This is a genomic window from Allobosea sp. P1_A7 (genome assembly GCF_056406775.1).
In genome coordinates, this window is the sequence record NZ_JBFTZN010000024.1 from 16473 (window position 1) to 35464 (window position 18992).

Annotated in this window: 22 protein-coding genes; 15 read left to right on the top strand and 7 right to left on the bottom strand. The window is 63.4% G+C overall.

All coding sequences use genetic code 11. The features are described 5' to 3' along the window. Window positions 1-212 precede the first annotated feature (212 nt). From AC1D34_RS06360 to AC1D34_RS06375, 4 genes are all read left to right on the top strand, one after another. Window positions 213-1127, top strand: coding sequence for a HamA C-terminal domain-containing protein (locus tag AC1D34_RS06360; RefSeq protein WP_476823770.1), 915 nt, complete (start codon window positions 213-215; stop codon window positions 1125-1127). Next, complete coding sequence (locus tag AC1D34_RS06365) at window positions 1124-3733, top strand: DEAD/DEAH box helicase (RefSeq protein WP_476823771.1); 2610 nt, start codon at window positions 1124-1126, stop codon at window positions 3731-3733. Before AC1D34_RS06360 ends, AC1D34_RS06365 begins: the two co-directional genes overlap by 4 nt. Window positions 3734-3843: 110 nt before the next feature. Then, window positions 3844-4080 (top strand): DCL family protein, encoded by a 237-nt coding sequence (locus AC1D34_RS06370; protein ID WP_476823785.1) that lies wholly within the window; start codon window positions 3844-3846, stop codon window positions 4078-4080. A 208-nt stretch (window positions 4081-4288) separates the two neighbouring features. Then, complete coding sequence (locus AC1D34_RS06375) at window positions 4289-4771, top strand: methyltransferase family protein (RefSeq protein WP_476823772.1); 483 nt, start codon at window positions 4289-4291, stop codon at window positions 4769-4771. Window positions 4772-4835: 64 nt separating this feature from the next. Here AC1D34_RS06375 and AC1D34_RS06380 read toward each other — a convergent pair whose 3' ends face one another. Next, window positions 4836-5264 carry a CBS domain-containing protein gene (locus tag AC1D34_RS06380; protein WP_476777048.1) on the bottom strand — a complete coding sequence of 143 codons (429 nt, stop codon included), beginning with the start codon at window positions 5262-5264 and terminating at the stop codon, window positions 4836-4838. A gap of 860 nt (window positions 5265-6124) precedes the next feature. Between AC1D34_RS06380 and AC1D34_RS06385 the strand changes: the two genes are divergently transcribed. Further along, window positions 6125-6703, top strand: a complete 579-nt coding sequence (locus AC1D34_RS06385) for a cytochrome P460 family protein (protein ID WP_476823773.1) — start codon at window positions 6125-6127, stop codon at window positions 6701-6703. 345 nt (window positions 6704-7048) lie between these two features. Here the strand turns inward: AC1D34_RS06385 and AC1D34_RS06390 are convergent, their stop codons facing one another. Next, window positions 7049-7546, bottom strand: coding sequence for an N-acetyltransferase family protein (locus tag AC1D34_RS06390; RefSeq protein ID WP_476823774.1), 498 nt, complete (start codon window positions 7544-7546; stop codon window positions 7049-7051). Between the two features lie 271 nt (window positions 7547-7817). On the opposite strand from AC1D34_RS06390, the gene AC1D34_RS06395 reads away from it, so the two are divergent. Continuing rightward, window positions 7818-8294: a GNAT family N-acetyltransferase gene (locus AC1D34_RS06395; RefSeq protein ID WP_476823775.1), complete on the top strand. Its 477-nt coding sequence runs from the start codon at window positions 7818-7820 to the stop codon at window positions 8292-8294. Here the strand turns inward: AC1D34_RS06395 and AC1D34_RS06400 are convergent. From AC1D34_RS06400 to AC1D34_RS06410, 3 genes are all read right to left on the bottom strand, one after another. After that, window positions 8291-8683 carry a VOC family protein gene (locus tag AC1D34_RS06400; RefSeq protein WP_476823776.1) on the bottom strand — a complete coding sequence of 131 codons (393 nt, stop codon included), beginning with the start codon at window positions 8681-8683 and terminating at the stop codon, window positions 8291-8293. The genes AC1D34_RS06395 and AC1D34_RS06400 overlap by 4 nt on opposite strands. 84 nt (window positions 8684-8767) lie before the next feature. After that, window positions 8768-9466, bottom strand: coding sequence for a DJ-1/PfpI family protein (locus AC1D34_RS06405; protein WP_476823777.1), 699 nt, complete (start codon window positions 9464-9466; stop codon window positions 8768-8770). A 111-nt stretch (window positions 9467-9577) separates the two neighbouring features. Continuing rightward, window positions 9578-9826, bottom strand: coding sequence for a hypothetical protein (locus tag AC1D34_RS06410; RefSeq protein WP_476777042.1), 249 nt, complete (start codon window positions 9824-9826; stop codon window positions 9578-9580). A 232-nt stretch (window positions 9827-10058) separates the two neighbouring features. Here AC1D34_RS06410 and AC1D34_RS06415 point away from each other — a divergent pair, with 232 nt between their 5' ends. The 9 genes from AC1D34_RS06415 to AC1D34_RS06455 all read left to right on the top strand — a co-directional run bounded on the left by AC1D34_RS06415 (window position 10059) and on the right by AC1D34_RS06455 (window position 17964). Further along, complete coding sequence (locus tag AC1D34_RS06415; RefSeq protein ID WP_476777041.1) at window positions 10059-10928, top strand: hypothetical protein; 870 nt, start codon at window positions 10059-10061, stop codon at window positions 10926-10928. A 12-nt stretch (window positions 10929-10940) separates the two neighbouring features. Further along, the gene (locus AC1D34_RS06420; RefSeq protein WP_476823778.1) at window positions 10941-11984 is read left to right on the top strand and encodes a P22 phage major capsid protein family protein; all 1044 of its coding nucleotides are present in this window, start codon (window positions 10941-10943) and stop codon (window positions 11982-11984) included. Then, window positions 11981-12199: a hypothetical protein gene (locus AC1D34_RS06425; RefSeq protein ID WP_476823779.1), complete on the top strand. Its 219-nt coding sequence runs from the start codon at window positions 11981-11983 to the stop codon at window positions 12197-12199. Before AC1D34_RS06420 ends, AC1D34_RS06425 begins: the two co-directional genes overlap by 4 nt. 71 nt (window positions 12200-12270) lie before the next feature. Continuing rightward, the gene (locus AC1D34_RS06430) at window positions 12271-12663 is read left to right on the top strand and encodes a hypothetical protein (protein ID WP_476777039.1); all 393 of its coding nucleotides are present in this window, start codon (window positions 12271-12273) and stop codon (window positions 12661-12663) included. Further along, window positions 12663-14078 carry a hypothetical protein gene (locus AC1D34_RS06435; protein ID WP_476777038.1) on the top strand — a complete coding sequence of 472 codons (1416 nt, stop codon included), beginning with the start codon at window positions 12663-12665 and terminating at the stop codon, window positions 14076-14078. The genes AC1D34_RS06430 and AC1D34_RS06435 overlap by 1 nt, the downstream gene beginning before the upstream one ends. Further along, window positions 14078-14353 carry a hypothetical protein gene (locus AC1D34_RS06440; RefSeq protein ID WP_476777037.1) on the top strand — a complete coding sequence of 92 codons (276 nt, stop codon included), beginning with the start codon at window positions 14078-14080 and terminating at the stop codon, window positions 14351-14353. The genes AC1D34_RS06435 and AC1D34_RS06440 overlap by 1 nt, the downstream gene beginning before the upstream one ends. Window positions 14354-14365: 12 nt before the next feature. Beyond that, the gene (locus AC1D34_RS06445; protein WP_476823780.1) at window positions 14366-15058 is read left to right on the top strand and encodes a hypothetical protein; all 693 of its coding nucleotides are present in this window, start codon (window positions 14366-14368) and stop codon (window positions 15056-15058) included. 3 nt (window positions 15059-15061) lie between these two features. Then, a complete protein-coding gene (locus tag AC1D34_RS06450) occupies window positions 15062-16378 on the top strand; it encodes a cell wall hydrolase (RefSeq protein WP_476823781.1) in 1317 nt (438 codons plus the stop codon). Beyond that, window positions 16378-17964, top strand: a complete 1587-nt coding sequence (locus AC1D34_RS06455) for a hypothetical protein (protein WP_476823782.1) — start codon at window positions 16378-16380, stop codon at window positions 17962-17964. The genes AC1D34_RS06450 and AC1D34_RS06455 overlap by 1 nt, the downstream gene beginning before the upstream one ends. Window positions 17965-18064: 100 nt before the next feature. On the opposite strand, the gene AC1D34_RS06460 is transcribed toward AC1D34_RS06455, so the two are convergent. Both AC1D34_RS06460 and AC1D34_RS06465 read right to left on the bottom strand, forming a co-directional pair. Next, a complete protein-coding gene (locus AC1D34_RS06460) occupies window positions 18065-18328 on the bottom strand; it encodes a hypothetical protein (protein WP_476823783.1) in 264 nt (87 codons plus the stop codon). Between the two features lie 310 nt (window positions 18329-18638). Beyond that, complete coding sequence (locus tag AC1D34_RS06465; protein WP_476823784.1) at window positions 18639-18923, bottom strand: hypothetical protein; 285 nt, start codon at window positions 18921-18923, stop codon at window positions 18639-18641. Between the last annotated feature and the right edge of the window lie 69 nt (window positions 18924-18992).

Below are 18992 nucleotides of genomic sequence, written 5' to 3' on the forward strand. Positions count from 1 at the left end.
ATTTGGCATGGCTTGGCTAGCAACCGTCGCGCTGCTGGAGCATCCCCAGCAGAGCGATCTGACTAAATGTGGTCTTTCCCTTGCGGGTCGAATCTGCGTCTGTCTAATTGAAGGGGGGATTCGCGGCAACCTATAGACGAGCAAGATGGTAGCCGTGACGCTCGGTTAAGGGGGCAGAGCTGTCTGATATTACCGCCGAAGATTTGAGCGCCGTGCTGACGGGGGACCCGGAAGCGCTGGAAGTTCATCTAGAGCTGATAGAACGTGACGTCCTAATCGACGGCCACGCAGTCAAGGTTCATTGTCATTGCTTGACCGTTGACGGTAACGGCCGTGTCCAGCCCCAGCGATTAGCAGAATTCATGCGCAATGCTGTGGCGGATTATGCTATACCTCGTTCAAAGCTTGCTGAGGCGAAAGCGCGCGATCGAAAATACAATAGCACTGAGGCTGTTGCCTTTCTAGTTGAGCAGGCCCGTCGATCTTTCACAGACCTCTCAAAGTCCGGAGAAGGCGGCGAAATGCTGTTGTTTATGCTCGCCGAACGTTTCCTAAAGCTTCCGCAAATTCTTTGCAAGATGGACCTGAAAACCGACACTCGCATGCACTATCACGGTGCCGACGGCGTTTACGCGGGGGTGACGACGGAAGGTTTGCTAAAGCTCTATTGGGGGGAATCGAAAATTTACAGCACCGCGAGTGCTGCAATCCGAGATTGTCTGGCTTCGTTGGCGCCGTTTCTGATTGAGCCTGATCATGAGGACGCAGGCCGCGAGCGCGATCTGGTGCTATTGAGCGATAAGGCGGACTTGAGCAATCCTGCGCTAACTGAAGCGCTCAAGCGATACTTGGACCGAAACTCGAAGCTCTCGAAACGTGTGCAATACTGCGGCGTTGCATTGGTGGGCTTCGACGCTCCCTTTTACCCTGTCGACGACGGCAAGGCGATTGCTGACGAAATAGCAAAGGCTGCACGGGAAGAGCTAAAAAAGTGGCAGTCGAACATCGGGAGCCGGCTCGCGGCGGAAAAACTCGACCGTTTCGAGATCGAAATTTTCTGCATCCCGCTGCCTTCCGCAGATGGGTTTCGCGCGGCCTTTCTTAAAGCGATGGGTTTGACCAAATGAGCCTGGCAGACCTTCAAGCGTGGCTTCTGGATGAGGGTATCGGCCAGGACCTAGACACCCTTACAAGATGCACGGTCAGAAGTGAGATCGACAATTTGGTCGTCGAGGCCGCGACTACCGCTCCAAAAGCTAGCCTCGACTGGCCGCGCCTTCTTTTGGCTGGAAGCATTTTGGCTAGATCGGAAGCTCGTGCCCACCAGGAAACTGCGCTGCGGATTGCAACCGGGGCAGTGACTTTATCGTCAGAGCAACGGATAAATGATGCTGGCGCAGTTCTTTTCGGCAAATTGTTCAATTTTCGGGCCGTAGCTCTGGCCAATGCACGCAACCTTCTGCCATCTGATCTAGACGCAAGACTTGGAACATCTCTGCGCATCGAAGCTCAACGGCGGCAGATGGAGCATGCGGTTCTAGTTCAGTCGACCGGGCGATGGCTCCAGGTCAATGAATTCCAGCAGCGCTTTTGGAACAGTGCAGCAAACCATCAATGGCTATCGGCTTCCGCGCCTACCGCATCTGGCAAGACCTTCCTTGTTCTGCAATGGCTCATCGATCAAATGCGGTCGACCCCGGCACGGGTTGCCGTCTACCTCGCACCGACACGTGCACTGGTCTCGGAAATCGAAAACAACCTCACGAGCCTGCTCGGCAAAACAACCGGTATTGAGGTTTCCTCGTTACCCTTGCGAGAAAAGTACGACACGGCTCATACGGGTGGCGCGAAAGCCATTTTGGTGTTCACGCAAGAGCGCCTGCACCTTCTAGCCAATGCCATCGGCGATAAGGTTGGGATAGACCTCTTGATCGTCGATGAAGCGCACAAGATCGGTGACAATCAACGGGGCGTGATCCTACAGGATGCCATTGAGCGTGTTGTGCGAGCCAATCCCGCGCTTAAGGTCGCTTTCATCAGTCCAGCGACACAGAATCCTCAGGAACTGCTCGCGGATGCCCCGCAGCCGACACTTGCTACCGCAGTTGATAGTGACTCGCCGACAGTCATTCAGAACCTAGTTGTAGCCGAGCACGTTCCGCGAAAGCCAAAGCTCTGGAACCTTGCGTTGCGTCATCGGGGCACCGTGCTGCCTATCGGCGTCCTTGAACTGCGCAGTTCGCCTGCCGGTTTACGGAAGCGCCTAGCGTTCATTGCGGCAGCAGCGGGCGAACGCGGCGGCACATTGGTTTATTCAAATGGAGCGGCCGAGTCTGAGGAAGTCGCTGATCTCATAAGCCAGTTGCTTCCGTCGACTCAAGGCATTGATCCAGAACTCTCGGAGCTTGCAGATCTTGCTAGAAAGGGCGTTCACCCAAGCTTTGCATTGGCCCCGCTAGTGGAGCGCGGCGTTGCGTTCCACTATGGCAATATGCCTTCTCTGATCCGGCTTGAGGTCGAGCGTCTATTCCGATCAGGCAAAATCCGCTTCCTCGTATGCACCTCCACACTGATTGAGGGGGTCAATCTATCTTGTCGAACCATCGTACTGAGAGGACCGCGCAAGGGCCTCGGCCACCCGATGGAACCGCACGATTTCTGGAATTTGGCTGGGCGAGCGGGCCGCTGGGGAGACGAGTTCCAAGGAAACATAATCTGCATCGATCCTTGGGATTCCAAGGCTTGGCCTGGAGGTGTTCCAAGCCGCTCGCGCTATCCGATCAAACGTGAAAGTGACGCCGTCCTCGAAAGAGGCGAGGCCATGGCGGAATACCTCGATAAGCGCGCGTCCACTACTTTGAGCGAACTCCAAGATGCAGAGCGCTTTGAGCAGGTTGGAGGCTATTTACTCGCCACCTATTTGCGGCTTGGGTCGATCGCGGAGGCAGGAATAGCCAAGCGGCACGATGCGGGCAGCATTGCTCGGCTGGATCAGAGCTTAGCTACGATGGCGAAGCAAATCGAGTTTGGACCGGAAGTGGCGATACGTCATCCCGGTGTCAGTGCGTTTGGGCTCCAGAATCTGCTGAAAGCATTTCGCGCCTATGAGGGAGATGTCGAAAACCTCTTGCCCGCGAGCGTAGACAGCGACGACAGCTACGACCGTTTCATAACCATTATGCGGCGGATCAACAGCCACCTCTATCCAGCCTTTTTCCCCGAAAGCTTGATTCCTCTTCACGCTCTAATCGTCGTCCAATGGCTGAAGGGGTTCTCCCTTTCTTCGATGATCAAAAAAAACATCGATTACCACCGACGAAAGAAGAAAAGCTTCAAATTGCCCGTTCTGATCCGTCAGACCATGGAGTTGGTCGAACAGACGGCTCGCTTCCGTGCGCCAAAATACCTATCCGCCTATATGGATGTTCTGCACATCCATCTCCGCGAGATTGGCCGCGAGGACCTCATCGAGTCGGACCTCGACATCGGAACGCAGCTTGAATTCGGCGTTTCGTCTGTGACGCTGCTTTCACTGATAGAGCTTGGCGTTTCACGAATGAGCGCGGTCACGCTTTACGAGAAGATTGCTCGAGACGATCTCACCAAAGAGGGCTGTATCGCATGGGTTATGGAGCGCCAAGCGCAGTTGGATACCATGGATATTCCTGCGATCATCGTGCGTGAAATTCGCGAGAAGCTCTTAATGCGAGTTCGCGATCAGGGTGTCGATTAGATATCTATTTTTTAATCTAATTAGTTGGGGGGGATATGCCGGCAAAGCCAGTTACTATTGGAGGTATTTGCTTCGCCTGGAAAGGTGATGCCTTGGCGTACATGAGGAATATGCTAAATCGATACGACATAGGTGATCGCGTCAACATCACCGACGCCGAATTTCTTCTTTCTGCTTTGAGTTTGCATCCTGAGGCCAGCGCTAAGATCGGCGGCGGCGTGACGCATTTCAGTGTCCGTAGCGCTGACTTCGGCACGAAATGTTTCTGGGTCAATCGAAGAGATGGATCGACAGAGAAATTCTCTTACAAGAATTGCGCATCAAGCCCACAGACGGGGATGCCGTAGGAACCGAGATATCGTCGCGCTTCCTGTCGCGCCGGCGCCGTCCTTCGATCTGGAAGCCAAGCCGTTTGTCGTGGAGAAACCAGGTTGTGAGCCGATGGCCGGCCTGATGCCGATGGCTCGAACCCTGCCTTCAAGCGAGCCCCGTTCTCGCATGGTGCTAGACTTCGAACGCGGTGGCGTCCTGGACAGGCTTCGAACGGGCAGCTGCATGAGCAACGCAAAAGGGGATGTGCGCGATACGTCAGGCGCCGTGATACGACCGCCGATCGCCTGGGCGATCGCGGTGCTCGTCGGGCTTGCGCTCGACTGGCTCTCTCCGCTGCCATTCCTGGCGACGGCGATGCCGGCAGCTACGCTCGGCGGCATCCTGTTCCTCGCGGGCCTCGCCCTGCTGATCTGGGCGGCGACAACGTTTCGCCGCGCAGGGACGCAGATCCAGACCACCCAGCCGACGACGACGATCGTCGAGGAGGGGCCGTACCGCTTCACGCGCAATCCGATGTACCTTGGCATGGTGCTCGGCCTCATCGGCCTCGCCGTCGCCGTCAACAGCCTGTGGCTCTTCGTCCTGCTGCTGCCGTTCTGTCTCGTCATCCGCTACGGCGTGGTCGCCCGCGAGGAGGCCTATCTCGATCACAAATTCGGGGACGTCTATCGCGCCTACAAGGCCCGCGTCAGGCGCTGGCTGTAGCGAGGCCCGGCGCTGAGAAGGGCCCTCTCAGGGGCCCTTGCTCGTTTCGCTCCAGCCGATCGCGTCAGGCCGCCTGGGCGTGTCCGGGCACGACCACCGCCGACAGCGCGATGCCGATGGCCTCCGGGTCGTCCTTCAGCGCACCATCGGCGAGCGAGACGACGCCGACGAGGCGCTTGTCGCGGTTGACCACCGGCAGGCGCCGAACCTGGAGCTCGCCCATGTTCTGCGCGACATCGTCCATGTTCTCGTCGTCGAAGCAGTATTTCACGTCGCGTGTCATGATCTCGCGCACGAGCGTGTCATGGCCGCGCCCCTCGGCGACGGCGCGGATGACGATGTCGCGGTCGGTGATCATGCCGACCAGATGGTCGTTATCGCCGACAGGCATGAAACCGATATCTTCGGCCGCCATGCGTCGGGCGACCTGCTGCAAGGTCTCGTCCGGCCGGGCGATCTGGGCGCCCCTGGTCATCACATCCGATACGATCATGGTCTGAACCTCCATTCCTTTCGGGGATAGCGCCTTAGGCCGCGGGGTGGCCGTTCGGCTGATCCTGATTGCGGGCGATCGATGCGGCGGGACCGAGGACATGACGGGTTGCGAAGACGATCCGCTTTGCGCATGTCCTGCCCCGGCGGCACTCCCCAGCCAACGAAGAACGCGGGCGCGTGTTCCCGATGCCGCCTTGAGAATATCGCGTAAGGGATGGCCGCCGCAGCTGCCGGGCGGGGGCGCCCCTGGCCGGGATGGCTTGCGAGCGGGCCATGCCGGGGCTCAAAAATTGAAGCGACCTCAATCGACCTGCGCGTCTCCTCGTGACCAGCTTGCGCAACCGTGGCGTGAGAACGCTTCGCGAACCTGCGTTCGGCAACCGGAACAGAGGGGGAATTGAGGCTGCAGAAGCCGACCAACGTCGCACGAATAAGCCGAGAAAGGACCCGCGCAGGGGAAAACGACCAGGACGGAATGCCGAACAGGCCGCGCGACGATGTCTGGCCACGAGACTGTCGGCGCCTCACGCGGCGCATCCGTGCGCGACGCCAAGGCCCCAGCTGCATCTGAACCAGCATGGTCCCGCTGTCCGCGCGCGGCGAAGCTCACCCTTGGCCAGCCCCAAGATCCAGCGCCATCAGGATGGGTTGCGGTAGACACCATCGCGCGTCCAGTCGCGCCGGCGCCGTCCTTCGGTCTGGACGCCGAGCCGCTCATAGAGGGCGCGCGCCGCGAGTTGGGCCTCCGTCCAGCGGGCGGCGGCCGAGGCGCAGCCGGGGCGAGGCAAGCTGGGTGAAGGCAGGCATGGTATGGTGCGACGGGCGCGTCGCTCCGAGCGCCTTCATCAGGAGGGAGCCATGTCTGAAGAGCCTCGCTCGCCTTCCCGCAAACTGCCGGCCGCTTCCGCCATCGCCTTTGGCGCGGCGCTCGCCGTCCTGGGCGGCATGGCGCTCGCCCAACAGGACAAATACACGCTGAGCGTGCCGGGTGGGCTCGCGTTCTCCGAGTTCAGGGGATACGAAAGCTGGCAGGTCGTTGCCACCAGCCAGAACGACAGGCTGGTCGCCGTGATCCTCGCCAATCCCGTGATGATCGAGGCCTACCTGGCCGGCATTCCCGGGAACGGCAAAGCTTTCCCCGATGGCGCCAAGATGGCGAAGATTCACTGGAACCCGGCCAAGAACCAGTATTTCCCGGACACGACGGTGCCGGGCACCCTGCATGACGTCGACTTCATGGTGAAGGACAGCACCAGGTTCGCAGATAGTGGCGGATGGGGATGGGCCGTGTTCAACCATGACGCCGCGGCCAATACGTTCACGCCGGGCACCCTGACTGACCAGCCGCCGCAGGGGAACGACGCCAAGTGCGGCTTCGCCTGCCACACGGGCGTGAAGGCCCGGGATTACGTCTTCACCGAGTACGGCAAGCGCTGAGGGGCGGAAGGGTGAAGGGGCCCGATCAGGCTCAGCGATTGCTGAGGACACGGGACCATGCGTGCCGTGGCTGCCTCCCGGGCCATGTCACCAGGACAGCGGTGACGACCGGCGCAGATGAGTGCGGCGGGCGTCGGCGCAGGTCGGAACCGGGCGGAGCCTGTCCGGGCCTTTGCTTGCCAGGGCCTGGTTCGATGTCTGCTCCTTCATGAGGCGGCGTCACAGGAACACAAGGGGGGAGCGGCCATTAGATCGTCGGACAGGAAATATCCGGTCCGATGATCTAACCCTTTGTGATTGCATCGGCTTTTCCGAAAACCGCAATCCACTTTTCGGGCCGATGCTTTAGGGCGCCCCGAGATCCAGCGCCATCAGGATGCTGTCGCGATAGACGCCGTCGCGTTTCCAGTCGCGTCGGCGCCGTCCTTCGATCTGGAAGCCAAGCCGCTCATAGAGGGCGCGCGCCGGCTCGTTGTCGTGGAGCACCGACAGTGTGACGCGCTCCAGCCCGCGCTGCCGCGCCCGGTCGAGCGCGAGCGTGAGCAGGCGCTGGCCGATCCCAAAGCCGCGATGGCTTGCGAGCAGGCCCATCCCCAGTTTGCCGACATGGGCGCGGACGGGGGAGGCATCCGGGGCAATATCGCACCAGCCGACCACCTCGCGATCGACCGCCACGAGCTGCGGCGCGTTGGCCCCGCGCAGGCCGGCAATGAAATCCGCGTAGCGCTCGATCGGCGGCGCGCTCAGGCGCGAGAGCCAGCGGCCCTCGCGGGCGACGTCATCAAGGCAGCGGTGACAGCCGGCGAGATCGCTCGCGGCGGCATCGCGTAATTCGACACTCATCTCAGTCCTCAGCCTCAGGCCAGCATGTCTCGGGCAGAGTAGAGCCGTAAGCGACGACCAAAGGGAAGGGTGGGGAGGGGCGAGCCTGTATCCGCCGCGACCGATGGCGGAGATGCCGCCACGATGACCGCACGCCCGTAGTCCGGCTTCTCGATTGGCAGGAGACCAGCAGTCCGGCGCTGTGAGTGTCTCGGTCGTGGCGAAGGCAGCCGTTGGCGTCTGCCGGATCGGCTGCTAGGTCTGGCCCTCCCGTGTTCGGCTGAGGCGAGTGATGAGCATCCAGGTGCATTCTGCGCGGTCGGCCGACGCCGACGCTATCAGCGCCGTGATCCTCGCCGCGCTCCGCGAGACCAATGCCAGGGATTATTCTCCGGACATCATTGAACGGGTGGAGAAAAGCTTCAGCCCTGCTGCCGTGTCGGAGTTGATGGCCACGCGAACGATGTTCGTTGCAATGCAGGCAGAACAGCTTGTCGGCACGGCGAGCCTGGATGGGCGGGTTGTGCGGAGCGTCTTCGTGCGCCCCGATCTTCAAGGCCAGGGTGTGGGCAGGCGTCTCATGGCAGAGATCGAACGGACGGCCCGCGACAGGGGCGTCGCAGTCCTGGCCGTTCCGTCCTCCGTCACGGCCGAGCCGTTTTATGCCAGGCTCGGCTTCACGGCCGTTCGCGACAGCTACCATGGCGAGGAACGCACGATCGTCATGGAGCGGAACCTGACGGACCCGCAGGATCGGGGAGGGGCCTAAAACTCGGCGTAGATCTCGATGATGTTGTCTTCCGGATCCCGGAAGAACAGCGTGCGATGGCGCCATTTGGGCAGGTCGGTTGGCTCCCTCAGAATGGCGACCCCCTTGGCGAGCAACTCCTCGTGGCAACGATCGACCGCTTCAAGCGGCACGCGAAAAGCCAGCTGGGCCGCTGCCGAGCCGGGAGGCATGGGGCCGTCGTCGCAGACGGGCCATGGTCCGCGGGGGCGCAGCGAGAGCAAGCTCGCCCCAACGCGAAAGCTGACCCAGTTCTCCTGATCGTGCTCGATCTGGAAGCCCATGATCTCGCGATAGAAGGCTCGCGTGTCCGCCATCCTGCTGCACAGGATGACGGTATGGTCGAGGTTCCCGATCCCACCCAGGCTCATCGTAGACTCCACTCTGCGCGATCAAGGCTATCCGGGGAGGGAGCGAGGCGCCATCGTGAGCCGGCTTATGTCCCGGCGAGGCGGTCAGAGGACCGAACCTTCCGCTCTCTCGCGCAGGCGGGCGGCGGCAAGTTCGGTCGCAACCCGCCGCCGGTCTATGAAGGGCGCAATCTTCTGGCGCGTCGACTCGACCAGCGCGGCTGAGGCCGAACGCGGCGATCCGCCGTCGAAGGGAGGTTTTGGGTCATATTCCATCTGCAGCTGGATCTCCCGGGCGATGTCCTCTCCCAGGAGATCGGCCACGACGGTGAGCGCAAAATCGATTCCCGACGTGACGCCCGCGCCCGTGATGCGGTTGCGGTCCTTCACGACACGCTCTGCGACCGGGATGGCGCCGAGCAAGGCAAGCTGGTCGATCGAGGACCAGTGCGAGGTCGCCCTGTAGCCCTCGAGCAGGCCGGCAGCAGCCAGCACCAGCGAACCGGTGCAGACGGAGGTCACCAACTGACAGCCGGCTGCGATCCGCCTGAGAAAGCCAAGGGTCTCTTCGTCGCTCATCAACTCGATCTGGCCGGGGCCGCCGGGCACGCAGATCAGATCGAGCGCGGCGCAATCGTCAAAGCGCATCGTCGGCAAAATCGAGAGTCCACGGTCGGAGGTAACCGGCTCCATGGTTTTCCAAAGCAGATGAACCTTGGCCCCGGGCATGCGGTAAAACACCTCCGCAGGGCCCGTCAGGTCGAGTTGCGTCAATTTTGGAAAGAGCACCAAACCAATCTGCATCTCGTGATCCCCGCTGGCGAGCCGGCCGCACTTATAGCGTGCAGCGCGACGGCCGCCATGGGTGATGACGTCGAAACCAGGACCAGAGCTGCCGCAGTTCGCGCGCGTTGCTCAATGGGACGGTTTCGAGAGCCCTCGCGTGTCGTCATGGGCGAGATAGCTCAGCACGCTGACGATGGGCTGCAGCACCGAGATACTGGCCGCATTGCCCTTGGTATTCGCCAGGAGCTGGTCGTAGCGGGCCACGACCTCGCCGCGTTGAACAAGCCCCTTGTCGATCAACAGGTCGATCAGGGTCGTGACGATCAGGATCTGGCTGCTGCTCAGGTCTGCCAGGACGTCAGCGTCATCTTCGTGCATCGCTCCGTCTCCCTCGTGAGCGATCAGCTGAACACTTTGAGGAACCTGCCGCAACGACCGAGTGGATGAAGCGGCTTCGCCTGGCCGCGTTTGGCCGGCGGCCCTTTCCATTCCTGAACCGCGGGGCGAGCCCCCGCCGTTCCCAAAGCTTCGGGCAGGTCTTCGCATGATGCGGAGGCCGCCGCGATGACCGCGCCGCCCCTGACCGGGCGGCTTTTTTCATGAGCAGAGCATGAGCGAGGATTTCAACCAGGCTGCCCCGGAGGCCGCGGATAGCGCGCTGTCGGAGACCTGGGACAAGGCCGCCCGTCCAGGGGCGGGGCCCGAGGCGCAATCGACTGAAGCCGCCCTGCCGGAAGGCGAGGCGGGCGAGGGCGATGACGACGAGGGCCAAGAGGGCCAAGAGGGCGAGAACGGCGACCAGAACCAGGACGAGAACCGGCCGCGCAAAAAATCGCGGTCCGAGCGCCTGAGACGGCAGAACGAGCGATTGCAGGCAGAGCTTGCCGTGCTGAAATCCGGGTCGGCTGCCGCAGCCGTGCAGGATCAGGCCGGCTTCGAGGCCGCGGTTGCCCGAAAAGTCGGAGAGCCGCCGCGCGAGGCCGATTATGGCGGAGACTGGTTCGCCTATGAGCGCGCCATGACCGCCTATGAGGCCGACAGGCGGCAGGTCTCGCGCCAGGTTCTGGAAAGCGTGGAGCAGCATCACCACGCCGAACAGGCCCGTGTCTCCGAGATGCTCGACGACTATGTCGAGCAGTGCGAGGAGGTCGCGAAATCGATCCCCGATTTCAAGACGGTCGTGACCTCGCCGAGTTTCATGACCACCGACCTGGTCAAGCGTCTCATCCTGGATGCCGGCGATAAGGCCCCGCTGGTCGCTTATAACCTCGCTCAGAACCCCAAGCTGTGCGCCCGCATCAACGCGATGTCTCCGCTCGCGGCGGCACGTGAGATCGGCCGCATCGAGGGGCGGGTTCTGCTCCCCAAAAACACTGCCACGCGCGCTGGCCCCCCGCTCTCGGCGGTCCGGGGCAGTGCTTCCCCCGCAACCCGCCTCGGCAAGTCGATGAGCGACTACGAGCGCTGGCGCAATTCATAAGGAAAAGCCGCAATGGCCAATGATCTGAAGGTCCAGGACATCATCGTCCGGGAAGCGCAGTACCAGCTCAAGAACGCGCTGGTGCTCGGCAATCTCGTCTCCCGCGTCCATGAGGGCGAGTTCGCCTCCGATATCGACGGCTGGAAGAAGGGCGACAAGGTGCGCGTCAAGCGCCCCGAAAACTTCATCCCGGGCGAGGGCGCGACGCTTTCGGTCGCCGAAGCCGAGGAAGCGACGATGGATGTCGTCGTCGACACCCAGCTGAACAAGGGCCTGTCCTTCACCTCGAAGGAGCTGACCCTGTTCCTGTCCGGCCCGAAGGGCGCCAGGCGCATCGGCGAGGAGAAGATCAAGCCGCTGATGCATGCCTTCGCCAACCGGATCGATTCCGATCTGGCCGGGCTCTATCGCCATGTCCCGAACCATGTCGGCACGCCCGGCCTGACGATCGACTCCTACCCGGATTATCTCAAGGGCACCGAGCGCCTGAACGAGCTCGCGGTGCCGATGGATGCGCGCTACGGCCTGCTCAGCCCGGCCGATGATGCCGGCCTGAAGGGCGCCTTCAACAACTATTACGACACCGCCGTCTCGCGGAACGCCCTGCAGAAGGCGCGGCTGCCGATGCTGGACGGTTCCGACGTCTACATGTCGCAGAACGTCAAGACGCATACCGTCGGTGTCGCGACCGGTACGCCCTTGGTCCAGGGTGCCGGCCAGGCCGTGACCTACGCGGCCTCGAAGGCGAGCTACACCCAGACCCTGAACACCGATGGCTGGACGAACTCCACCACCGGCATCCTCAAGGCGGGCGACATCGTCACCATTGCCGGCGTCTATGCGGTCAACCCGGTCGATGGCGACGTCTTGCCCTTCCTGCGCCAGTTCGTGGTCCGGGCCGATGCCGATTCCGGCGCCTCGACCGGGCCGGCGGCGCTGACGATCTCGCCGCCGATCATCACGTCGGGCCCCTACAAGACGGTAGCGCGGCGCCCGCCGACAATGCCCCGATCACGGTCGGGGGAACCGGCGGCACCGGCTATCGCCAGCCGATGATCTTCCACAAGGACGCCTTCCATCTCGCGGTCGTCCCGATGGAGATGCCGGAGGGCGCGGCCTTCAAGGCGCGGATCAATGAGGATGGCATCTCGGTGCGCGTCGTCTCCGGCTACGGCATCACCGACGATATCAGCACCTGGCGTTTCGACGTGCTCTACGGCGTGACCGCGGTGCGGCCGAACCTCGCGGTGCGCCTGAACGGCACGGCGTAAGTCGCTGGCTTATCGCGACAATCACAGGGGCGGCTCTCCGGAGCCGCCCTTTTTCCATGGAGGGGCCGGATATGAGCAAGAGCCGCGATGAGCTGGTGCAGGCGGTGCTGGAGGAGATCCAGCGCACCGGCGTCAATGAGCCGCCATCGGCGGAGGACCGCCAGACCGTGCTTGCGCGCATGGACACGGTCTTTGCCGAGCTGTTGGCCCGAAACGTCATCCTCCAGCCGGTCGGCGACGAGATCGATGACGAGATCTTCGACCATCTCGCCTGCGTGCTGGCGCGCCGGATTGCGCCGCGCTTCGGCCTCGGCAACGACGGGGCGCTCAAGGCCGGCGCCGACGAGGCCGAGGACAGGCTGCGCCTGATCGGCCGGGTCAACCGCAGCCCGTCGCGGGGCTTGCGTCTCGACAGCCTGTTCCGCCCGCGCCGCATCAGTGCCTTCACGCGGATCTCGGGCTGATGGTCGCCGTTCCTTTCCCCCGTACTTCGGCGCCAGGCCGGCTTGCCGAAAGCGGCGGCCGGCTGATCAACGCCTCCGTGGAGACGCTCACCGATGGCCGCACCAAGATCAGCGGCGCCGCCGGCATCCGCGCCATCATCGAGACGACGGCGCATTCCCATTGCCGCGGCATGATCGAGATCAACGGCGTGGTGCTGGCTGCGCTGGATGACCGGCTCTACACGCTCACCCGGTCGGGCGGCGCCTTTATCATCCGCGATATCGGGGCCTTCGCGGGCTCCAAGACGGTCTATTTCGCCCGGAATAACAAGGCGCCGACGCCCGATATCGTCGCGGTGACGGATTCGACCGCCTTTGTCATCAGCATGACGACCGGCGCCTCGTCCTATCCCGATGCAGATATCGGCTCGCCGAATTCCGTGACGTCGTTCGATGGCTATTTCTGCTTCAGCTACGGCAATGCCCGGATGCGGACGACGGGCCTGAACGACACCGCGATCAACACGCTCGATACGGCCTTCGCCGAGAGCAAGCCCGATGGCCTGCTGAGGGTCATCTCGATCGGCCGTTATTTGTTCGCCTTCGGATCCCAGACGATCGAGGCCTGGCAGAACAACGGCAACCCGGTGGGCTTCCCGTTCTCGAAACTGGAAACCATCCCGCGTGGGCTGGCCAGTGCGGACGCGGTCGCCGGCCACGAGAGCGAATGGTCGAACACCATCGTCTTCGCCGGGAACGACAATGTCGTCTACCGTATCAACGGCCTGGTCGCCGAGCCGGTCTCGACACCCTCCGTGCAGAAGGCGCTGGAGCGGCTGGACGACATGTCGACGCTGCGGGCCATGGTCTATGCCCATGAAGGGCATGCGGTCTGGGCGCTGAGCGCGCCGGACTGGACCTGGTGCTGCGACATGACGACGGGCTCCTGGGTGGAGCGGGCGAGCTATGGCTCGCGCCGCTGGCGCGCCTGCGCTTCCGTCAAATGCTTCGGCAAATGGGTGGTTGGCGACGCGACGACCGGCAAATTCGGGGTGATCGACCCCGATCACCACCTCGAATTCGGCGACCCGCTGGTCGCCAGGGTCGTTTCCGCCACGATGAGCGGCTTCCCGGTCAGGGCGTTTCCCTCGCGGCTGGTGCTCGACATCATGGCGGGCGTCGGCGAGGCCGATGGGCCAGACCCGATCGCCACCAACCCGCATTGCACGATCGCCTGGAGCCGCGATGGCGGCGTCAGCTTCGGCAGCCCGGTGCGGCGCGAGATCGGCCGGCAGGGGCAATATGCCCGCGTCGTCTCGGTCAACCGGCTCGGCATGGCGAGCGCCAAGGGCATCCAGATCGCCGTCGAGGTCTCGGACCCGGTCGCCTTCTCGCTGTTTGGCGGCGATCTCGCCGTCACGCCGGGATCAAGCTGATGACGCAAGCGACGAAGGGGCTGCCGGGCTCGGACACGCCCGTGCTGCAGCCCGGAACCGCGGTTCTGAACCCGCTCTATTTCATTTTCCTCGCCGCGCTGCTCTCGGCGCTGAACGACCGCATCGTGGCGACCAGCCTGACGACGAGCCCGGGCGCGCCCGGCGCAGCCGACATCCCGTCGGGCGACATCCGCATCTGGAAGAACACCGGCGCCGGCACCGTGCGCCTTTACGTCAACGATGGCGGGACGCTGAAAAGCGTTCTGTTGAACTGAGGAGAAATCGCCATGGCTTCAGCGAAGGGCGCCAGAAACGCCGCGATGTGGGGCGCCGACATGCTCAACGACGGCCAGGGACGCGTCCTTGGCGAGTTGGACAAGGGCTACGGTGCCGCAAACGGCTATCTCGGGCAGGCGGGCGATCTCTATGCCGGCATGACGGGGCAGGGGCAGCAGGGTCTCGACCGCTACAACGCCCTGACGCTGGGCAGCGGTGCGGACATCCAGAAGGCGCTGGAGGGTTCTGGCGGCTACCAGTTCAACATGGACCAGGGCCTGCAGGCGCTGCAGCGCACACGTGCCGCCCAGGGCATGCTGAACTCGGGCAATACCGACACCGACACGATGTCCTTCGCCAGCGGGCTCGCCAGCAACACGCTCGGCGCCGAGCGGCAGGCGCTGCAGCCCTATCTCAACATGTACCAGCAGGGGCTTGGCGGCCAGGCTGGCGTGTACGGCCAGCGGGCCGGCGCTGCCACGGACTATTACGGCAACCGCGGCTCCCTCATGGACAACACGATGAAGAGCATCGTCGGCCTCGGCACCGACGCGTTCAAGGCCGGCGACCAGGCCAAGGCCGCGAACCAGCAGATGATGCTGGGCGCGCTCGGCAGCGTCGCGGGCCTCGCCGGCACGGCGCTGGGCGGCGGCTTCGGCGCCGGCGGCCTGTTCACCAACATCCTCTCCCCCAAGAAGGGCTGAGCCATGGCATTTCAGATCACGCCGCTCCAGATCAGCCAGCGCCAGACCGATTACGGGCAGCTCGGCACGCTCGCGGGCAAAATCGGCGAGCAGTTCACCAGCGGGCTCGAGACCGGCCGCAAGCTGCAGGAAACGGCCCAAAAGCAGCAGCTTGAGGCGCAGAAGCAGCAGCTTGAGGCACAGAAACAGCAGGTTGAGGCGAAGAAGCAGGAGCTGCTGGGGAACCTCACCTCCCGCGATCCCGATTACGACAGGGTCGGCCGGGGCCTTATGGCGCTGGGCGCGATTTCCGACGGGGCCACGGTGATCGGCCTCGGTGGGAAAGTCAGGCAAGCCCCGCAGCGCGTGGCGGGCAGGGCGAACCCCTATCTCGGCGGCGATGCAAACGCTGGTGTTGCTGCAACGGCGCGAGGGCCGGCACTGAGGCAGGGCGCCCACGTCGCCTTGACCCCGGAGGATGAGGCCCGCCTCGAGCGCGCAACCGGCATGGTCACGACCGACGCCGACCGCGACGCCATCGTCAGGACGGTCTATGGCGAGGCGGACCGCGAAAGCCCCGAGGGGCAACGCGCCGTCGCCGCCGTCATCCGCAACCGCGCGAACCAGGCCGGGCTCACGCCCGAGCAGATCACGCAGCAGAATGACGGGCGCAACTGGCAATTCGAGCCCTGGGGCGATCCGACCGCCCGCGCGCGCATGGAGGCGATCCCGCAGCGGCGCTTCGACCAGATCGCCGGCACGGTGGCGCCCGTCATCGAGCAGGGGCTCGATCCGACCGGTGGCGCGACGCATTTCTACGCCCCGAAGGCGCAGGCCGCGCTCGGTCGTCCCGCGCCGCGCTGGGACGACGGAACCGGCGCCGACCTCGGCAATCATCGCTTCTTCGCCCATGGCTACGGGCCGGGCGGTGGAACACCGGCGCCAAGCGCGGCGACCATCATCGCGCAGGGCGGGGACGAGGGGCCGCCGGTTCAAGCCGTTCAAGGGGGACAGAGGTTCCTCGCCAACGAACCACCACCAGCAGGCCGGTTTACCGCGCCGCCTGCCCAGGTCGCTCCAGCCCCAGCGCAGCCCGGCGTTTCCAGTCTCAACGACAGCCGGACGGGCGGAACTGATGAAGCGCGGAGGAGGCGCGAGAGCACATACCGGCACGCACAAGAGACATTGAGGGCAAGAGTTTTCCCACGCGGTCCTGTGATGGATCCACGCGAGATATGGCTCCAGGAGGAGGCCAGGGCAGCCATTGCCAGAGGCGCTTCGAAGGATGACGTCGCGCTGCGCATGAAACAGGAATACGGCCTCACGCTGGAGGGCATTTGATGGGCGCTTTTGACGATCTTGTACCGAATTCGACCGGTAAGCCGGGCGTCCTTGAAACTGCTGCACTCGGTGCCATTCAGGGTCTCACATTTGGCTTTGGCGACGAGGGCTATGGGCTGACGCAGGGCCTCAGGGGTTGGGTCTCCGGCGAAGGCTTCGGCAATGGCTATAATCGCGGCGTGACGGGATTCCGGGAGCGCGAGAAAGCAGGGAAGGAGGCCAACCCGTTCACTGCTACGGCCGCGGAGATCGTTGGCGGGATGGGCACCGGTCTTGGGTTGGCCCGGGCCGGGGCAACGCTCGTGCGCGCGGGAATGTCGGCCCCCAAACTGCTGGGGGCAAGCGCTCTCGAGGGGGCGGGCTATGGCGCACTCTCCGGCGTTGGCAATGCCGAAGGCGGCCTCGCCGAAAGCGCGCGCGGTGCATTCGACGGGATGCAGACGGGGCTGCTTTTTGGCGTGGCGGCTCCCGCCGTCACGAAGGTGGGTGGCGAGCTCGCCCGCCATGTCCCCAGCCCCTTCAAGATTTCTCCCGAGCGGCAGGAGGCCCTTTCGATCCTGGCGCGCGAAGGCGTTCCGCTCAGCGCCGGCCAGAAGACTGGAAACAAGACTCTTCAAAATTGGGAAAGCAATTTCGGCGACGCCATGTTCGCCGGGGGCAAGGCGTCAAGTGCGATGAAAGCGCAGGCCGAGGCTTTTACCGACGCTGCCATGCGGCGGGCGGGCGGATCGGGCCGGGCAAGCCGCGAGAATATCTCCAAGGCTGACGCACGTATCCGAGGGCAGTTCAACGAGTTGTCTGAACGGAATACGTTTCAGATGGACCCAGATTTTCTAGAAGATCTCTGGAAAGTCAATCGGCACTACGGAAATGAGCTTCCACCCGACAGCATAAGCGGTCTCGTCGGGCGCCTCAAAGCGGGCAGCACCACGATGACAGGCAGAGAATACCAGACCCTGCGCACGGAGTTCGCAAACAACGCGGACATGGTCGGCGGAAACCGTGCGAAAGGTTGGAACCTGATGCGCGACGCACTCGACGACAATATGCTGCGTTCGCTATCGCCGGATGATGCTGCGACGTGGCAGGCGGCGCGTCGACAGCATGCCAATTTGAAGGAAATCAAGGCAGCGCGCGAAGATGCGACAACCGAACTCATTTCCCCTCAATCTCTGTGGAAGGTGGTAGCGGGAAGGGAAGCTGATGTGGGCGGGGGGGCCCTCGACGGCCTCGCGCGAGCTGGCAGTAAACTCATGACGCCGCTTGAGAAAAGCGCCAAGGCGCAGGGCGCTATTTCCATCGGTCAGCTCGGCGCAATCGCCAGCGGCACTAAGGATGCCCTGGAACCTACCACTGCCGCAATCCTGACCCTCGGCCCCCCTATGTTCGGACGCGCGCTCTGGTCTGGTCCTGTCCAGAAATACCTGGCCGGCGAGGCGCTCACGCTGGCTGAGCGCGCCGCCATCGACGCCCGGCTTCGCGCCGCATTCCATGGCGGGGCACAGTCTCAAGGGCGGAAATTCGGCTTGCCGACTTTCGAACCCTGGCCGAGCTCTGCCGCCCCCGTCGCCCCTGGCAAGCCCTGAGGTCGTTGGCGGCGCCCCGCATGAATGCGGGCGCCGTTTCGCGTGCTCCTTGAACGGCAGAAGGCCGAGAGAATCGTGAGATTTGCGACCGGTCTGGCGGTCACCAGCGCTCGCGAAGCTCCTTCACTATTGCTGCCACGGCAATAGGAACCAAATAACTTGCGATGATGAGGACGTTCAGCCAGAACGGGAGCCGCTCGAACATCTGTCGCGCGGTCACGAACAAGAACGCCAGGCCGATGACCGAGATGATGATCATGGCGACGCAGATCAGCAGCCACAGCGCGTGCCGCCAAAGCGGGATCCGCCGCACATAATCGCGGCTGCTCTCGCCGCGGATATCGTGTTCGTTGAGCTTCAGCACCAACCAGTCCTCCTGTCCCCCCACGCTTCGGCACGGCGAACGCTACCATGTCAGCGGGTTGTCCGGGTTAATCCACGCCCTCATCCGTTCGCGCCAAGTGCCCGAGCTGACTCGGAAACCCGGCGCGCCGTTGCACGGTGCAGTAGGGGAAAAGCGTCATCTCGCATTCCTCGCGTTTGGCATGGTCGCTCCAGAGCCAGGCGATTCCGATCCCGATCGGGCCAACCGCGCCAACCGCGCCCCTCTCCATTTCGCGCGCTCGTTGCCGAGGGCGTTGAACGGCAGAAGGCCGAGAGTATCGTGAGATTTGCTACCGGTCTGGCGCTCGCCACCGGATGGGCCATTCCGTTACGAATGATGCCACGGCACAAGGAACCAGAAAGCTCGCGGTGATGGTGAGGTTCAGCCAAAGCGGCAGTTGCTCGATCATCTGCCGCGCAGTTAAGAACACGAACGTCAGGCCGAAGACCGGGAGGATGATCGCGCTGACGCCAATCAACAGCAACAGCGCCTGCCGCCAAAGCGGGATGCGCCGCACATAATCGCGGCTGCTCTCGCCGTCGCGGATATCGTGTTCGTCGAGCTTCAGCACCACGCAGTCCTCCTGGCCCCCGCTTCGTCCACGGCGAACACTACCACGCCGGCCCTGTGTCCGCGCTAATCC

What these genes read in the sequence shown, in the direction of transcription:
- AC1D34_RS06385 (WP_476823773.1), top strand. Translation starts at nt 6,125, where the DNA reads ATGTCTGAAGAGCCTCGCTCGCCTTCCCGCAAACTGCCGGCCGCTTCC.
- AC1D34_RS06425 (WP_476823779.1), top strand. Translation starts at nt 11,981, where the DNA reads ATGATCTTCCACAAGGACGCCTTCCATCTCGCGGTCGTCCCGATGGAG.
- AC1D34_RS06440 (WP_476777037.1), top strand. Translation starts at nt 14,078, where the DNA reads ATGACGCAAGCGACGAAGGGGCTGCCGGGCTCGGACACGCCCGTGCTG.
- AC1D34_RS06415 (WP_476777041.1), top strand. Translation starts at nt 10,059, where the DNA reads ATGAGCGAGGATTTCAACCAGGCTGCCCCGGAGGCCGCGGATAGCGCG.
- AC1D34_RS06395 (WP_476823775.1), top strand. Translation starts at nt 7,818, where the DNA reads ATGAGCATCCAGGTGCATTCTGCGCGGTCGGCCGACGCCGACGCTATC.
- AC1D34_RS06380 (WP_476777048.1), bottom strand. Translation starts at nt 5,264, where the DNA reads ATGATCGTATCGGATGTGATGACCAGGGGCGCCCAGATCGCCCGGCCG.
- AC1D34_RS06450 (WP_476823781.1), top strand. Translation starts at nt 15,062, where the DNA reads ATGGCATTTCAGATCACGCCGCTCCAGATCAGCCAGCGCCAGACCGAT.
- AC1D34_RS06420 (WP_476823778.1), top strand. Translation starts at nt 10,941, where the DNA reads ATGGCCAATGATCTGAAGGTCCAGGACATCATCGTCCGGGAAGCGCAG.
- AC1D34_RS06455 (WP_476823782.1), top strand. Translation starts at nt 16,378, where the DNA reads ATGGGCGCTTTTGACGATCTTGTACCGAATTCGACCGGTAAGCCGGGC.
- AC1D34_RS06370 (WP_476823785.1), top strand. Translation starts at nt 3,844, where the DNA reads ATGCTAAATCGATACGACATAGGTGATCGCGTCAACATCACCGACGCC.
- AC1D34_RS06390 (WP_476823774.1), bottom strand. Translation starts at nt 7,546, where the DNA reads ATGAGTGTCGAATTACGCGATGCCGCCGCGAGCGATCTCGCCGGCTGT.
- AC1D34_RS06400 (WP_476823776.1), bottom strand. Translation starts at nt 8,683, where the DNA reads ATGAGCCTGGGTGGGATCGGGAACCTCGACCATACCGTCATCCTGTGC.
- AC1D34_RS06365 (WP_476823771.1), top strand. Translation starts at nt 1,124, where the DNA reads ATGAGCCTGGCAGACCTTCAAGCGTGGCTTCTGGATGAGGGTATCGGC.
- AC1D34_RS06445 (WP_476823780.1), top strand. Translation starts at nt 14,366, where the DNA reads ATGGCTTCAGCGAAGGGCGCCAGAAACGCCGCGATGTGGGGCGCCGAC.
- AC1D34_RS06430 (WP_476777039.1), top strand. Translation starts at nt 12,271, where the DNA reads ATGAGCAAGAGCCGCGATGAGCTGGTGCAGGCGGTGCTGGAGGAGATC.
- AC1D34_RS06405 (WP_476823777.1), bottom strand. Translation starts at nt 9,466, where the DNA reads ATGCAGATTGGTTTGGTGCTCTTTCCAAAATTGACGCAACTCGACCTG.
- AC1D34_RS06435 (WP_476777038.1), top strand. Translation starts at nt 12,663, where the DNA reads ATGGTCGCCGTTCCTTTCCCCCGTACTTCGGCGCCAGGCCGGCTTGCC.
- AC1D34_RS06410 (WP_476777042.1), bottom strand. Translation starts at nt 9,826, where the DNA reads ATGCACGAAGATGACGCTGACGTCCTGGCAGACCTGAGCAGCAGCCAG.
- AC1D34_RS06375 (WP_476823772.1), top strand. Translation starts at nt 4,289, where the DNA reads ATGAGCAACGCAAAAGGGGATGTGCGCGATACGTCAGGCGCCGTGATA.